The organism is Polynucleobacter sp. es-GGE-1 (assembly GCF_018882005.1).
Classification (GTDB): domain Bacteria; phylum Pseudomonadota; class Gammaproteobacteria; order Burkholderiales; family Burkholderiaceae; genus Polynucleobacter.
This window is the reverse complement of record NZ_JACVPE010000003.1, coordinates 43,993-59,586: the sequence shown is the minus strand read 5'-3', so window position 1 is coordinate 59,586 and position 15,594 is coordinate 43,993. Positions and strand designations below refer to the sequence as shown.

At 45.9% G+C, this 15,594-nt stretch carries 12 protein-coding genes and 1 pseudogene; 5 read left to right on the top strand and 8 right to left on the bottom strand.

What is annotated here, in order from left to right:
- Positions 1 to 37: 37 nt before the first annotated feature.
- The 4 genes from ICN35_RS02405 to ICN35_RS02390 are packed head-to-tail and all read right to left on the bottom strand — an operon-like array spanning position 38 to position 4,687.
- On the bottom strand, positions 38 to 2,305 hold the full coding sequence (locus tag ICN35_RS02405; RefSeq protein ID WP_215296623.1) for an arginine/lysine/ornithine decarboxylase: 2,268 nt from the start codon (positions 2,303 to 2,305) through the stop codon (positions 38 to 40).
- A complete protein-coding gene (locus ICN35_RS02400; RefSeq protein WP_216123981.1) occupies positions 2,302 to 3,216 on the bottom strand; it encodes an ion channel in 915 nt (304 codons plus the stop codon). Before ICN35_RS02400 ends, ICN35_RS02405 begins: the two co-directional genes overlap by 4 nt.
- A gap of 13 nt (positions 3,217 to 3,229) precedes the next feature.
- Positions 3,230 to 3,796 (bottom strand): dCTP deaminase, encoded by a 567-nt coding sequence (gene dcd, locus ICN35_RS02395; RefSeq protein WP_215296622.1) that lies wholly within the window; start codon positions 3,794 to 3,796, stop codon positions 3,230 to 3,232.
- Positions 3,797 to 3,835: 39 nt separating this feature from the next.
- Positions 3,836 to 4,687 (bottom strand): formate dehydrogenase accessory sulfurtransferase FdhD, encoded by an 852-nt coding sequence (locus ICN35_RS02390; protein WP_216123980.1) that lies wholly within the window; start codon positions 4,685 to 4,687, stop codon positions 3,836 to 3,838.
- A gap of 150 nt (positions 4,688 to 4,837) precedes the next feature.
- Here ICN35_RS02390 and metG point away from each other — a divergent pair.
- From metG to ICN35_RS02365, 5 genes and pseudogenes are all read left to right on the top strand, one after another.
- Positions 4,838 to 6,502 (top strand): annotated as a pseudogene (metG, locus tag ICN35_RS02385) (methionine--tRNA ligase); the annotation flags it as partial.
- A 110-nt stretch (positions 6,503 to 6,612) separates the two neighbouring features.
- Positions 6,613 to 6,801, top strand: coding sequence for a DUF3460 family protein (locus ICN35_RS02380; protein ID WP_216123975.1), 189 nt, complete (start codon positions 6,613 to 6,615; stop codon positions 6,799 to 6,801).
- Entirely contained in the window at positions 6,794 to 7,669 is an 876-nt protein-coding gene (locus ICN35_RS02375; RefSeq protein ID WP_216123973.1) for a ScpA family protein, read from the top strand. Before ICN35_RS02380 ends, ICN35_RS02375 begins: the two co-directional genes overlap by 8 nt.
- Positions 7,666 to 8,517, top strand: coding sequence for a pantoate--beta-alanine ligase (gene panC / locus ICN35_RS02370; protein WP_216123971.1), 852 nt, complete (start codon positions 7,666 to 7,668; stop codon positions 8,515 to 8,517). The genes ICN35_RS02375 and panC overlap by 4 nt, the downstream gene beginning before the upstream one ends.
- Before the next feature lie 27 nt (positions 8,518 to 8,544).
- A complete protein-coding gene (locus tag ICN35_RS02365; RefSeq protein ID WP_216123969.1) occupies positions 8,545 to 9,948 on the top strand; it encodes a DUF2252 domain-containing protein in 1,404 nt (467 codons plus the stop codon).
- A 5-nt stretch (positions 9,949 to 9,953) separates the two neighbouring features.
- On the opposite strand, the gene ICN35_RS02360 is transcribed toward ICN35_RS02365, so the two are convergent.
- The 4 genes from ICN35_RS02360 to oxc form a co-directional block, all read right to left on the bottom strand.
- A complete protein-coding gene (locus ICN35_RS02360) occupies positions 9,954 to 10,886 on the bottom strand; it encodes a methionyl-tRNA formyltransferase (RefSeq protein ID WP_216123967.1) in 933 nt (310 codons plus the stop codon).
- 1 nt (position 10,887) lies between these two features.
- Positions 10,888 to 12,135: a formyl-CoA transferase gene (frc, locus tag ICN35_RS02355; RefSeq protein ID WP_216123965.1), complete on the bottom strand. Its 1,248-nt coding sequence runs from the start codon at positions 12,133 to 12,135 to the stop codon at positions 10,888 to 10,890.
- A 239-nt stretch (positions 12,136 to 12,374) separates the two neighbouring features.
- The gene (gene frc / locus ICN35_RS02350) at positions 12,375 to 13,625 is read right to left on the bottom strand and encodes a formyl-CoA transferase (RefSeq protein ID WP_215296613.1); all 1,251 of its coding nucleotides are present in this window, start codon (positions 13,623 to 13,625) and stop codon (positions 12,375 to 12,377) included.
- A gap of 91 nt (positions 13,626 to 13,716) precedes the next feature.
- A complete protein-coding gene (gene oxc / locus ICN35_RS02345; RefSeq protein ID WP_216123964.1) occupies positions 13,717 to 15,426 on the bottom strand; it encodes an oxalyl-CoA decarboxylase in 1,710 nt (569 codons plus the stop codon).
- Between the last annotated feature and the right edge of the window lie 168 nt (positions 15,427 to 15,594).

The window sequence follows — 15,594 nt, the reverse complement described above, 5'->3', positions numbered from 1 at the left end:
CCCAGAAGCAGGGCATGGCCCTTATCCTGAAGCAGACTTAAAGCGTGATATCTCGCTCTTGCCTGACGCAATCCACGTAGTATTCACTACGTCCATCTAGATCAGCTTTTACTAAGCCGTGGATATCAGTTTCAAAGCCTGGGAACTTTTCATTAAAGTCACGCGCAAAGTAGAGATAGTCCACGATTCGTTTGTTAAAGCGCTCACCTGGAATCAAGAGGGGAATGCCTGGCGGATATGGAGTAACTAACATCGCTGTGACACGACCATCTAATTTATCCAGCGGTACACGATCCACTTCTTTATGCGCCATCTTGGCCCAAGCTTCTGAAGGCATCATCGCTGGCTCCATATCAGAGGTATACATCTCTGTCGTCATGCGCGCTACATTGCGACTCTTATAGAACTCATGAATCTGTTGGCAGATATCTTTTAGACCAACGCGCTCATAGCGTGGGTGTTTTGCTACAAACTCAGGCAAGACTTTCCAGAGAGGTGCATTTTTATCAAAGTGATCTTTGAACTGCTGCAATTCAGTTACAAGCGTATTCCAACGCCCTTTAGTGATACCGATGGTAAACATAATGAAGAAGGAGTAAAGACCACACTTCTCTACGATCACACCATGCTCTGCAAGATATTTAGTCACGATGCTCGCTGGAATGCCCATAGAACCAAAGTTACCTTCGATATCTAAGCCAGGGGTCACAACTGTTGCCTTAATGGGATCAAGCATATTGAAGCCTTTGGCGAGTTTGCCAAAGTCATGCCAGCTTGCATTGGGCTCCAATACCCAGTCAGAGCGCTCGCCAATACCCTCTTCCGCTAAATGATCTGGGCCCCAAACCTTAAACCACCAATCAGCGCCAAATTTATCATCCACCTCACGCATCGCGCGACGGAAGTCCATGGCTTCTGCAATCGATTCCTCAACCAAGGTAGTGCCACCTGGAGATTCCATCATGGCAGCAGATACGTCACAAGACGCGATGATCGCGTACTGTGGACTAGTGGAGGTGTGCATCAAGTAGGCTTCGTTGAAGCAATCACGGTCTAACTTCGTATCTTCTGCATCTTGGACCAAGACTTGCGAGGCCTGTGAGAGACCAGCCAATAACTTATGGGTTGATTGGGTGGCAAACATCAAACTCTTCTTGGTGCGCTTTCGATCAGAGCCAATCGCATGCATATCCTTATAAAAGGGATGGAAGGCAGCATGCGGCAACCAAGCTTCATCAAAGTGCAGTGAATCGACTTTACCGTCAAGCATCTCTTTGATCATCTCGACGTTATAGACAATGCCATCATAGGTACTCTGAGTAAGCGTCATCACACGAGGGACAACATTCTTATTCTTAATGAATGGATTGGCATCAATTTTTTTCTTGATATTGGTCCACTCAAATTCTTCTTTTGGAATCGGTCCAATAATGCCTAAATGATTGCGCGTTGGCATTAAGAAAATTGGGATTGCACCCATCATCGTGATGGAGTGAATCACAGACTTATGGCAGTTACGGTCTACTAAGACGACATCGCCAGGAGCTACTGTCGAATGCCAAACAATCTTGTTAGATGTGGAGGTGCCATTAGTGACAAAGAACAAATGGTCAGCATTGAAAATGCGGGCTGCATTGCGCTCACTCTGCAAGACTGGTCCGGTATGGTCTAAGAGCTGACCTAATTCTTCTACGGCATTGCAAACGTCAGCACGCAGCATGTTCTCACCAAAGAATTGATGAAACATCCGGCCTACTGGGCTCTTAAGGAAAGCTACGCCACCTGAGTGCCCTGGGCAATGCCAGGAGTAAGAGCCTTCTGAAGCGTAGTTCGTGAGCGCGCGGAAGAAAGGGGGCGCTAAAGAATCAAGATAAACCTTAGCTTCACGAATAATGTGACGCGCCACGAATTCTGGGGTGTCTTCATTCATATGAATGAAACCATGAAGCTCACGCAGAATATCGTTGGGCATATGGCGTGAGGTACGAGTCTCGCCATATAAGAAGATCGGAATATCTTCGTTACGTTTACGGACCTCAGTAATAAATGCGCGGAGATTATTGAGCGCTGGAAGATCATGGTCTTCAGAATCAGAAACAAACTCTTCATCATCGATCGAGACGATAAATGAAGAAGCGCGGGAGGCTTGCTGAGCAAATGAAGTCAGGTCACCATAGCTGGTTAAGCCAATAACCTCCATGCCTTCGCTTTCGATTGCCTCAGCAAGATCGCGAATACCAGAACCCGAAATATTTTCGGAACGGAAATCTTCATCAATAATGATGATTGGGAAACGAAATTTCATAAAAACTCTCCTGCTGTTTTGTCCGATGTATTCGGAACCCACTTCTCAAAATTAGAAAGGTCAATGATCCGACTGCCATCTGACGAAACCGTGACTATATCGACAAATGTCGCATTTTGCTGCACATCTCTAGGTAAGTAAACATGGCGGGCATAAACCTGGTTAGCCAGGCTCTCGTGATAGCCCGTAAAGGTAATTAGCAAATGCCAATGGCCATTCAGGGCATGGTTGCCTAAATACTCATTCAAGGGGCTAGTCTCGTCTACGCTATGCATTGTAGTCCACGTCAAAGAAAAGACGGGACTCTCGGAGCGATGCAGGGGTAACTCCACTGAACGGCGATAGCGCTCACCCTCAGAAGTCATACTCTCCGCAATTAACCAGAGTCGCAACTGGGCTTCAACGATATGCGAGCTACGATCATTAGCCACCCGAAACTTCAACGTCTTAACACCGTCGTGATTACCAACCACCGCCACCTTAGTAAAACGCACGCCTGCAGTTGGTCTGGTAAAGCGTGCAAAGGCTAAACCGGTAGTTAGGGCTGAATAAACAATGCCAAAGAATGCTTCAAAAGTCACAATCGAGTTAGGCCAGTGACCTACCGGCGTCATTTGACCGTAACCAATAGTTGCCATGGTTTGTACGCTGAAGTAAAAAACATCAATCAGAGAATCTGGCTTGGTGTTTGTAATAGCGCCAGGGCCACAGGCCAGGTAAGCTACAGCAAATAGAAAATTTGTGCCCAAGTACACACAAATAACCAAAAGCAAAAACTTAGTCCAACTCGTTCCCAATAACCAATGATAGAAATTGTTTTCTGGGCGTGCTACTGCTGAGCGTGTCAGGGTAGCGCGGTACTCATCAAGATTAATTCGTGCGGGACGGCGACTCAATTGAAATTTACGCACTACCGAAAATGGCTTAGGTCTTAGGCAGGGTCACGCCCCGCTGACCTTGATACTTACCACCGCGATCTTTATAAGATGTGCCACACACTTCATCACTCTCAAAGAAGAGCACTTGTGCACAACCTTCGCCTGCATAAATTTTGGCAGGTAATGGTGTGGTATTTGAAAACTCTAAAGTGACATAACCTTCCCACTCAGGTTCAAATGGCGTGACGTTCACGATGATGCCGCAACGTGCATAGGTGCTCTTACCTACGCAAACTGTTAAGACGCTACGCGGGATCTTGAAGTATTCCACCGTTCTTGCCAAGGCAAATGAATTGGGAGGAATGATGCAAACCTCGCCCTTAAAATCTACGAACGATTGCTCATCAAAATTTTTGGGATCAACAATCGTGCTGTTGATGTTAGTAAAGATCTTAAATTCGTCTGCGCAACGAATGTCATAGCCATAACTTGATGTGCCATAACTAACGATTTTGTTGCCTGCAGCGTCTTGGCGGATCTGCCCAGGTTCAAATGGGCTGATCATACCTTGCTCGCCCATACGGCGGATCCAGTGGTCAGATTTAATAGTCATGGGCGAATTGTAAAACCTTCACCTCACCCGCCCAGAAATTTATTGGGGTTTTGGGGTAAAAACCACCCGCTCTGGGGCGTTGTAGATCTCGAAGTGTTTACCGGAACAGCGGGATAGGATGGTCAGATTGGTTTTGCGGGCCAGCTCTAAGCCCATGAGGGTGACCCCCGACCTTGTGAGCAAGAAAGGAACGCCCATTTGAGCGCCTTTAATCACCATTTCTGAGGTGAGGCGTCCCGTTGTAAAGAAGATCAAATCTTTGCCAGGCTTATTTGCCAACCACATCAAGCCAGAAATGGAGTCGACCGCGTTGTGACGACCAACATCCTCAATAAAGTGGAGGAGTTTGACCCCTCCATCTTTCGCCCTCTCAAACACGGCACAGGCGTGGACTGAGCCTGATTTTTTATAGATGGAATCATGTACTCGGATGTGATCCACCAATGCAACAATTGCCTCTTGGGACAAGTTGGGTCCATCGGGCAAGCGAATCTCTGACATCTCCTCCATAAGACCGCCAAACATAGTGCCCTGGCCACAACCCGTGGTCACTACGCGCTTGCTGGTGAGAGCATCAATATCCACCGTGCTTCGGCGTGTCTTGACTGCGGCAGAGTCTGTCTCCCAATCAACTTGGATGCTTTCGATGTCATCAGGTGACTCCACTAGGCGCTGGTTTCTTAGATAACCCAAAACTAGAGCCTCAGGGGCGCTACCCAAGGTCATCAAGGTGACCACCTCGCGTTTGTCTAAGTAGATAGTCAGTGGGCGCTCCCCAGGGATATGAGCAAGCTTAGCCCGCCCCGCCTCATCCATGATCTCTACCTCGTGCACCAAAGGCACGGAGGCATTAGACATCTGAATGTTCGGTTTTGCTGCTACTACTGACATTGGGCGCCTTCTAAATAGGGTACAAAAGTATTTTATCGAGACTAATCGGGGTTTTACTTTAACCGCAGACTAAAATTACTGCTCAAGCCCGCATAATTGCGGATTGAGCCCTAAATTAACCTTGTTACTTCTTATTTAAGACCGCTTTACATGAGCAGCCCCCAGCGTCGCATTCTTGTCACTTCCGCCTTACCGTATGCCAATGGTCAGATCCATATCGGCCATTTGGTGGAATATATACAGACTGATATCTGGGTTCGCTTTCAACGGATGCGTGGTCACGAGGTTCATTACGTAGGGGCCGATGATACTCACGGCACCCCGATCATGTTGCGCGCTGAAAAAGAAGGTATCACGCCAAAAGAACTCATCGCCAATGTTTGGAAAGAACATAAACGTGATTTCGATGACTTTTTAATTTCATTCGACAACTACTACACCACTGATAGCCCTGAGAATGAAAAGTTAGCGCAAAGCATTTATCTCAAGTTACGCGATGCAGGCTTCATTGAAAAGCGCGCCATTGAGCAAGCTTACGATCCTGTGAAAGAGATGTTTTTACCAGATCGCTTTATTAAAGGTGAGTGCCCCAAGTGCGGCGCCAAAGATCAGTATGGTGACAACTGTGAAAAATGTGGTGCCACCTATTCACCAACGGATTTAAAAAATCCGTTCTCAGTAGTGAGTGGTGCAACCCCAATCAAAAAGATTTCCGATCACTACTTCTTTAAGTTGTCTGATCCACGTTGCGAAGCATTCTTACGCGAGTGGACCCAAGTTAAAACCCCACTCCAAACTGAAGCTCGCAACAAGATGAAGGAATGGGTGGGTGAGCCTGGAGATAGCAAGTTGGGTGACTGGGATATCTCCAGAGACGCCCCGTATTTCGGCTTTGAAATCCCTGATGCGCCTGGCAAATACTTCTATGTCTGGTTGGATGCCCCCATTGGCTACTACGCCAGCTTCCTCAATTACTGCCAAGCTAAAGGCCTCAATTTTGATGAATGGGTGAAGCCAGACACAACGACAGAGCAATACCATTTCATCGGCAAAGATATTCTGTATTTCCACACTTTATTTTGGCCAGCTACTTTGCAATTTGCAGGCTATCGCACACCAACCAATGTATTTGCTCACGGCTTCTTAACCGTTGATGGCGAGAAGATGAGTAAGTCACGCGGCACATTGATTTCTGCAAGCAGCGTGATCGAGTGTGGCTTCAATCCTGAGTGGTTCCGCTATTACTTTGCTACTAAATTAAATGACAGCATGGAAGATTTGGATTTAAATCTTCAAGATTTCGTTGCACGTGTGAACAGTGATTTGTTAGGAAAATACATCAATATTGCAAGTCGCAGTGCCGGCTTCTTAGTAAAACGATTTGGCGGCATCGTTTCTGATGAAGCCATGAGCAACCCATTACTGAAAGAAATTGCTGCGGCCAGTGAAAAAATTGCTGCGCTTTATGAAGTACGCGAATATGCAAAAGCCTTACGCACAATCATGGAGCTCGCTGATAAGGTCAACGGTTTCGTGGATGAAAATAAACCATGGGAAATCGCTAAAGCTCCAGAGCGTGAAGCAGATTTACAGCGTGTTTGTAGCGTGACCCTGGAAGCCTTCCGCATGCTGAGTCTTTATCTCAAACCTGTCATTCCCCAGGTAGCAATTGGAGTAGAAGAATTTCTCTCTCTAGCTCCGCAATCCTGGAGCGATATCAATACCCCGCTTTCCAGCAAGAACCCAATCAAGACCTATAAGCACCTCATGACTCGAGTTGAAGCCCCTCAAATTGAGGCTTTGCTGGCAGCAAACTTGTAAAACGGGGGCTAAAAAGCACCTATAATGGTGGTCGAAGTCCCCAGATAACTTTTGGAATTAAATGCCACAAGTTATTGAATTTATTGAGTATTTTAGGAAATACGATGGCAAGATATCAATCTGAATTCACCCAGTTCTTAAGTGAACTCAAAACTGAGAAACCACACCTCGAGGCAGATCAGCAAGCTGGACGCGCCCTCTTGTGGGACAAAGAGCCACTTTCCGTTGAAGATCAGCGTCGCGCTAAAGCCGCCAAATTAAAACAACGCGCCTACGTTTACTCGAATGACTAATGCAGGCAATGAGCCAAGTGCTCAGCCAATAACCGATTTACTAGATAGCACTCCATCAGTAACCGATGGGATGTCAGAAGCATTCGCCAAGCTTTATGGCGAGCCTCTGTTTAAGCTCCCTACTGATCTTTATATTCCGCCAGATGCACTTGAAGTATTTCTAGAGGCATTTGAAGGGCCGCTCGACCTTTTGCTGTATTTAATTCGTAAACAGAACTTCAACGTTCTCGATATTCCGATGGCGCAGGTTACTCAACAGTACCTGAGTTATATAGACCAAATTCGTCACCATAATCTTGAACTTGCTGCTGAGTATTTGTTAATGGCGGCAATGTTGATTGAAATTAAATCCCGCATGCTGCTGCCAATGAAGAAAGCAGATAGCGAAGAAGAGGTAGATGATCCCCGCGCAGAACTAGTACGCCGCCTCTTAGAATACGAGCGCATGAAACTGGCTGCGCAAGAGCTTGATCAGATTCCCCAGCAAGGTCGTGACTTCCAAGTAGCCCATGGCTTTGTTGACACTACTGTTGCCATCACATGGCCAGAAGTGAATTTAGAAGATTTACAAATGGCTTGGCGTGATGTTCTACACCGCGCAAAACTTAATCAGCATCACACGATTACTCGTGAAGAACTCTCTGTTCGTGACTTCATGACTCGCATTTTACGTCGCTTACAAAATACGAAATTTGTTGAGTTTGGTGAATTATTTGAAGACGCTATCAAATCTGGCAATGGCATTCCAATAGTGATTGTGAACTTTATTGCCATGCTGGAACTCTCTCGTGAAGCCTTAATTGAAATTACCCAAGCTGAGCCATACGCGCCAATCTATGTGCGCCTCGCCTATACGCCTGTTGCATGAAAATTATTAGTGACATTCAAGAGCTGCGCGATCACCTGCGCGGACAAAATCGTGCTTCTTTCGTACCAACCATGGGTAACCTGCATGAAGGCCACCTCTCGCTTATGCGCTTAGCTAGGCAACATGGGGATCCAGTAGTTGCCAGTATCTTTGTAAATCGCTTGCAGTTTGGGCCGAATGAGGATTTCGATAGCTATCCACGCACGATGCAAGCGGATATCGAAAAGCTTGAAAAAGAAGGTGTGTACATCCTATTTGCACCGACTGAGCGTGACCTCTACCCGCAACCCCAAGAGTACCGTGTTGATCCACCTCAACAACTCGGCGACATCCTCGAAGGTGAGTTCCGTCCTGGATTTTTTAAGGGTGTTTGTACGGTCGTACTCAAACTCTTTTCCTGTGTGCAACCTAAAGTAGCTGTGTTTGGGAAAAAAGATTATCAGCAGCTGATGATTATTCGGCAAATGGCGAAGCAATTTGCTTTACCAGTTGAAATTGTCGCAGGGGAGACTATTCGTGCTGATGATGGTCTTGCTCTCTCCTCTCGTAATAGCTTCCTCTCCAAAGAAGAACGTGCAGAAGCGCCTGAATTACAAAGAGTACTCAAAGAAGTTCGCGAGCAAGTACTTCAATTGAAAGAACAGAACACCCATTCACTCTCTGAGATTGAAAAGAAAGCTGTTGCCACTCTTACGGGGCGAGGCTGGAAACCAGATTACATCGCCATCCGCCAACAAAGTGATTTAGCACCCGCATCCAATGAAAGTTTGCAAGCTGGTGAGCCACTCGTGATTCTTACGGCTGCTAAGCTTGGTAAAACCCGCTTGATTGATAATCTAGAGGTTTAGCCATAAGGCTTGTGTCATCATCAAAATATGCCAAGCAAAATCTACGAATCATTTCTTAAAAAAAATCCAAGTCTACAGGCACGTCATGACTTAGGCAGGTCGATTCGCAAACAAGTCAGCCGATCTGCAATCGGGCACTTTCATGTAGAAAGTAAACGTCAATCCCCAATTGATATATTGCTTGCACAAGCTGAAACCCGAATTCCAGAGTACATTCCAATTCGCCATGCGCGTATGGCAGTCGATCCATTCGCCTTCTTTAGGGGTGGTGCCGCTATTATGGCCAAGGATTTATCCAGCTTGCCAAGCCCTCCGATCACCGTTCAATTATGTGGTGATATGCATGTAAGTAACTTTGGCTTCTTTTCCACTACCGAACATCAGCTAGTTTTTGGAATCAATGATTTTGATGAAACGCTACCTGGAAATTTTGACTGGGACTTAAAACGCCTTACAGCAAGCGCATTGATTGCCTCCCAACTATTAGGCCAAGATCAAGCTTACGGAGAAATGATTGTTAGAAATATTTCTTCGACCTATCGAAACTACCTTCATCGATATGCGGCTATTCCATATGTAGATCTAAAGCGTAGTTATATCGACGATAAAGTCTTAGTGCTGACTGCTGCCAGAAATGCGAGAACAGCTAGCCAAAAATACTTGCATAGATTACTTGATAGGGCGCGAACAAATACGAATCACTATATTACAGAAAAGTTTATAGAGGAAACGCCAAAGGGGCCCCGCTTTATTGAACGTCTACCGCTAATAGTACATGCCGAGATCTCTGCATTTGGGGGTGGACCGGTTATAGACCTACTTGACCAAGCATTGCAAACCTACACAATATCTTTATTGTCAGATCGTCGCCATTTATTAAATCGCTATAAATTAATTGATTGGGTGCGAAAAGTAGTCGGGGTTGGTAGCGTGGGCACTTCATGTTGGGCCCTATACCTCCAGGGTCTGGATATACACGACCCATTATTTCTACAATTTAAGCAAGCTCAAAAATCTGTTCTATCTCCCTTCTTTCCAAATGAGCAGTTTAGTACCGAGGGTGAACGAGTGGTTTATGGACAATGCCTTATTCAAGGCGCCCCAGATCTATTTCTTGGCTTTGGAAAAACCGTTGAGGTAGATTTTTATATCCGTCAGTTACGCGATATGAAGGGTGGCATTTCTATAGGCGGTGATGGCATTAACACTAAAGTATTTCCTGATTTTGCAAAACTTTTTGGATGGGCTTTGGCAAACGCACATGCCAGATCAGGCGATCCTGCGGTTCTTGCAGGCTATTACGGTAGATCTGAAGCGCTAGATGATGCTCTTGTGAAATTTTCTATTTCGTATAGCAAGCAAAATGAAGCAGACTACGATACTTTTTTAAAAGCAATTAAATCAGGCAAAATTAGCTGCGCTCAAGAGTAGCAGTCTTACAGCGTAAAGAACTGCCCTAATTGTAGATTTAACTCTTTAGCCAACTCGGCACCAGTGACTTTCCCTGCCGCACCCTTAGCTTTGAGCACTTCAATTTGTCCGCCATGACAGGCGACGAAGAAAGAATCTAAAGTGATTTGCGTTACTTCGCCAGGTTTTCCTTTGACGGCACTAAAAGTAGCTGCGACATGCTTATGGCAATCGTAGAGCTGTACCTTTTGCTCACCAAACTCAGTCCATGCGCCAGGGGCTGGATTGCATGCCCGAATCAAGTTATAGATTTGACTAATATGTGTCGCCCAATGAATTTGGGCAGCATTGGCATCAAACCAACCTTCATAGTTAGCCCGCGATTCATCTTGGACTAACTCTTGATGTTTGCCTGCAACTACCAAATCAGCCGTCTCTAGCAATGCCTTCACACCAATCGGGAAAAGATGGTCAAAGTAGATCTTACCTAATGTGTCATCAGGACCAATAGGTACCTCTTTTTGCAGAATGACTTCACCTTCATCTAAACCATCGGATGGACGGAAAATGGTTAGACCAGTTTTTTCTTCGCCCAAAGCAATTGCCCAGTTAATAGCGCTTGGTCCACGATATTTTGGTAGAAGTGAGGGGTGGTATTGAATCGTACCGTGCTTCGGAATCTTGCAAAGTTCTTGCGGCACAAACTGTAATACATAAGCCATGACACAGATATCAGCTTGACTATCAATCATGGCTTGAGCAGCCTCGGGACCTTTGAGAGAGGCGAATTGCAAGGGGCTCAAACCTCTTGCTAAGGCAGCCTCTTTAAGTACCTCTGGTTTAGTTGACTTGGGATTGTCGGGCGGACAAAAAACGGCAACGACCTCATCGCCACGATCCAAAAAAGCCTCTAAGGCAGCTTTACCAAAATCGGCACTCCCAATTAACGCAACCCGCATCTTAGATCACCTTATCGTGGCGTAATGAAATTAATTCATCAGTGGAATAACCTAATTCACTCAGAATCTCATCGGTATGCTCGCCCAATAAAGGTGAACGTGTAACTTCAGTTGGACTGTCCGACATCTTGATTGGGTTACCAACCGTGAGGTATTTGCCACGAATAGGATGATCAACTTCAACCACAGTACCAGTAGCACGTAGTGCAGGCTCTTCAGCGATTTCTTTCATGGACAAGATTGGACCGCATGGGATGTCGTATTGATTCAATACATCCATGACTTCAAATTTGGTCATAGTCATGGTCCACTTTTCAATCTCACCAAAGATCTCCATCAAATGGGGCAAGCGTGCCATTGGCGAAGCAAATCTCACATCGGTAATCCAATCTTCGCGACCAATGACTTTACAGACCGCCTCCCAAACTGGGGCTTGCACTATAACGTACATGTAAGCATTGGGATCAGTTTCCCAACCTTTACATTTCACAATCCAGCCTGGCTGACCACCACCGGAGGCATTACCAGCGCGAGGTACAGCATCGCCAAACTCGCCGTTCGGGAATTGCGGATACTCTTGCATCAAGCCCACTCGCTCGAGGCGCTGTTGATCACGCAACTTCACGCGGCACAGATTCAACACTGCATCTTGCATCGCTGCTAATACTTTTTGACCACGGCCAGAGTGAGTGCGCTGATAAAGGGCAGTCACAATACCTAAAGCTAAATGCAAACCCGTTCCGCTGTCACCAATTTGTGCGCCAGTCACCATAGGAGGGCCATCATCAAAACCGGTTGTCGATGCAGAACCGCCAGCACATTGCGCCACGTTCTCATAGACCTTGCAATCTTCATATGGACCAGAGCCAAAGCCTTTTACAGAAGCCATGATCATCATTGGATTGAGCTCCTGAATACGCTCCCAAGAAAAGCCCATGCGGTCGAGTGCACCTGGGGCAAAGTTCTCAACTAATACGTCACACTCTTTAATGAGGCGTTCAAGAATTTCTTTGCCCTTTTGGGTTTTTGTATTGACAGTGATCGAACGCTTATTGTGGTTGAGCATTGTGAAATACAAGCTATCCGCATCTGGAATATCACGTAGCTGACCGCGAGTAGCATCCCCTTCGCCTGATTTTTCTACCTTGATTACATCTGCACCAAACCAAGCCAGCAGCTGAGTGCAAGTTGGGCCCGATTGAACGTGCGTAAAGTCGAGGATTTTGACCCCTTCTAGTGCTTTTGCCATGATTTAAGTCCTAATAAGAATGAAAATTTTGAATTGACTCAATTTTACCAGCGAGAAATCAGGATGAATAATAGATGCCTAATTTTTAAGCAAATAGCACGACCAAGCCTTTATTAGGGGCATATGGAGCCATCGCAGTGGGTTTTCAAGCTCAAAAGGCGCTTTAACAGATCCTGCCTAGGGAATAAAAAAGGCGCTCACGAGGAGCGCCTTCAAATGAACAGCAATTGTGATTGTTATTAAACCGCTTTAGCTGCGTGCAACTTAGCGATGTCATCCGTACTGTAACCAAGGTCAGATAACACTTCATCAGTGTGCTCACCCAACACAGGAGATGGCTTCACTTCAATTTCCAAATCAGAGAACTTGATTGGGCTGCCGATAGTCAAATATTTACCACGTACTTTGTGGTCAACTTCAACGATCGAACCGCTCTTACGCAAGTCTGGTGATGCAGCCAATTCTTTCATGGAAAGCACTGGAGCACATGGAATATCGAACTTGCGGAGGATATCCACAGCTTCGTACTTAGTCTTGTCTTTGAGCCAATCTTCAATGGTTGCAAAGATATCAAAAATCTTGTCTTGACGAGCTTCGGCAGTCATGTATGCAGGATCAGTTGCCCACTCTGGTTTGCCCAAAGCTTTAGTAATTGGCTCCCAAGCATGACCTTGAATGGTGAAGTAGATGTATGCGTTTGGATCAGTCTCCCAGCCCTTACACTTCAACACCCAACCTGGCTGACCGCCACCACCAGCGTTACCGCCACGTGGCACTACGTCAGTGAATGAGCCGTGTGGGTACTGTGGATACTCTTCCAAGTAACCCACTTTGTCTAAACGCTGTTGATCGCGCAACTTCACGCGGCATAAGTTCAATACAGCGTCTTGCATTGAGCAAGAAACTTTTTGACCACGGCCTGTTTTTTCACGTTGCATCAAAGCAGTCAAAATACCAATTGCCAAGTGCATACCAGTATTAGAGTCACCTAATGCTGCTGCAGAAACTGTAGGAGGACCATCCCAGAAACCAGTAGTAGAAGCAGCGCCACCAGCACACTGAGCAACGTTCTCATACACTTTTAAGTCTTCGTATGAATGGCCATCGCTAAAGCCTTTTACAGAAGCCATGATCATCTTTGGGTTCAATTCTTGAATACGCTTCCAAGAAAAGCCCATACGATCCAAAGCACCGGGGCCGAAGTTCTCAACCATCACATCAGAAGTCTTGATCATTTTTTCTAACACTTCTTTACCCTCTTGGGTCTTCGTGTCGAGCGTCAAAGAACGCTTGTTACCGTTGAGCATCGTGAAGTACAAAGCATCTGCACCTGGAATGTCACGTAATTGGCTACGCGTTACGTCACCAGAGCCTGGACGCTCTACTTTGATAACGTCTGCACCATACCAAGCCAACAGCTGAGTACATGCAGGACCCGCTTGAACGTGGGTGAAGTCAATGATGCGAATACCGTCTAATGGTTTAGTCATGTTTGTTTCTCCTTAAATGTTTCTTGTTTGCTTCTAAATTTAATCTCGAAATATTAACTTTTTATTACCGTGTTGAATTCCCAATCGAAGCTTATTTCTTAGCACTTGCTGTGGATGGGTTCAAGTTCGTTAAACGTCCACTCTCAGTACCTGCAGTCTCATCAATAACAGCATTGATGAGGGCTGGTTTACCGGCAGCAATCGCTTCAGTTAACGCTGCTTCTAATTCTGCTGGGGTGGTGACGTAGTAACCAACGCCACCAAATGCTTCAATCATCTTGTCGTAACGGGCATCTTTCACGAACACAGTTGGCGCCACATCAGCTCCGCCTGTTGGGTTTACGTCAGTTCCACGGTAAACACCGTTGTTATTAAATACAACCGTTGTGATTGGCAAGTTGTAACGGCAAACCGTTTCCAATTCCATACCGCTAAAACCAAACGCGCTATCGCCTTCAACTGCAACCGTTGGCAAACCACTAGTAACTGCAGCGCCAATCGCATAGCCCAAACCAATACCCATAATGCCCCAAGTACCAGAGTCAAAACGTTTACGAGGTTTATACATATCCACAATCGCGCGGCAATAGTCGAGTGTGTTGGCACCTTCGTTTACCAAGTTCACATCTGGATTCTTCTTGATCACATCACGAATCACTCGCAATGCGCCGTGGAAGTTCATCGGCGTAGCTTCTTTGGCCAAAGTTTCGGCCATCTTTGCCATGTTCTTATCTTTTTTCTCATTGATGGCATTGATCCACTCAGCACTTGGCTTAGGTACTGAAGCAATACCCTTCAAGAGTTCACTGACGCACGAACCAATATCACCAATTAATGGCGCAGCGATTTGTACGTTGCTATCCACTTCGTTTGCCTGAATATCGATTTGAATAAATTTCTTAGGATCTTTGCCCCATGTCTTGCCTTTACCGTGGGCAAGCAACCAGTTCAAGCGTGCACCAACCAACATTACTGCATCAGCTTCAGCCAATACAAATGAACGTGCTGCAGATGCTGATTGTGGATGGTTATCTGGCAACAAGCCTTTTGCCATGGACATTGGCAAATAAGGGATGCCCGATTTTTCGATTAAGTCACGAATTTCTTTGTCAGCTTGTGCATATGCAGCGCCTTTGCCCAAAAGAATCAATGGACGCTTGGCACCTTTAAGAACATCTAATGCGCGCGCAACTGCATCAGCAGCTGGGATCTGACGTGGAACTGGATCGATTACTTTGAAGATCGATTTTTTAGCTTCTTCAACCGGCATGGTTTGAGCAAGCAACTGAGCTGGCAAATCTAAATACACGCCACCTGGACGACCAGAAACTGCTGCACGAATCGCGCGAGCAAAACCGATGCCGATATCTTCAATGTGATTGATACGATAAGCAGCCTTGCAATAAGGCTTAGCAGCATTGAGCTGATCCATCTCTTCGTAATCGCCTTGTTGCAAGTCAACGATTTCACGTTCGCTTGAGCCAGAAATCAAAATCATCGGGAAGCAGTTCACAGTAGCGTTAGCCAATGCTGTTAAACCGTTCAAGAAACCTGGCGCAGAAACAGTCATACAGATACCCGGCTTTTGGGTCATGTAACCTGCAATCGCTGCAGCATTACCAGCATGTTGCTCATGACGGAAGCCAATAAAACGCAAACCTTCTGCTTGAGCCAAACGACATAAGTCAGTAATTGGAATACCAACAAGACCAAAAATCGTATCGAGGTCGTTTGCTTTCAGTGCATCGATCACGAGGTGAAAGCCATCAGTTAATTGGGTGTTTTGGTTATCTGTTGTCATAGAATTTTTATGTGAATTACGGATAGCCCCGAATGAGAGCTAATGCAATCTAGCTTGCGCTACTGTCTCCAATAAAGTTATTAATCGCACTACGGGTATTGCCCCCGCTTAGGCTGAGGTGAATATTAGGCTTGGAGCGGGGGTTCATCATTGACTTCGGTCAATTTC

Coding starts and splice junctions, on each gene's coding strand:
- ICN35_RS02405 (WP_215296623.1), bottom strand. CDS start 2,305: ATGAAATTTCGTTTCCCAATCATCATTATTGATGAAGATTTCCGTTCC.
- dcd (WP_215296622.1), bottom strand. CDS start 3,796: ATGACTATTAAATCTGACCACTGGATCCGCCGTATGGGCGAGCAAGGT.
- ICN35_RS02390 (WP_216123980.1), bottom strand. CDS start 4,687: ATGTCAGTAGTAGCAGCAAAACCGAACATTCAGATGTCTAATGCCTCC.
- ICN35_RS02380 (WP_216123975.1), top strand. CDS start 6,613: ATGGCAAGATATCAATCTGAATTCACCCAGTTCTTAAGTGAACTCAAA.
- ICN35_RS02375 (WP_216123973.1), top strand. CDS start 6,794: ATGACTAATGCAGGCAATGAGCCAAGTGCTCAGCCAATAACCGATTTA.
- panC (WP_216123971.1), top strand. CDS start 7,666: ATGAAAATTATTAGTGACATTCAAGAGCTGCGCGATCACCTGCGCGGA.
- ICN35_RS02365 (WP_216123969.1), top strand. CDS start 8,545: ATGCCAAGCAAAATCTACGAATCATTTCTTAAAAAAAATCCAAGTCTA.
- ICN35_RS02360 (WP_216123967.1), bottom strand. CDS start 10,886: ATGCGGGTTGCGTTAATTGGGAGTGCCGATTTTGGTAAAGCTGCCTTA.
- frc (WP_216123965.1), bottom strand. CDS start 12,135: ATGGCAAAAGCACTAGAAGGGGTCAAAATCCTCGACTTTACGCACGTT.
- frc (WP_215296613.1), bottom strand. CDS start 13,625: ATGACTAAACCATTAGACGGTATTCGCATCATTGACTTCACCCACGTT.
- oxc (WP_216123964.1), bottom strand. CDS start 15,426: ATGACAACAGATAACCAAAACACCCAATTAACTGATGGCTTTCACCTC.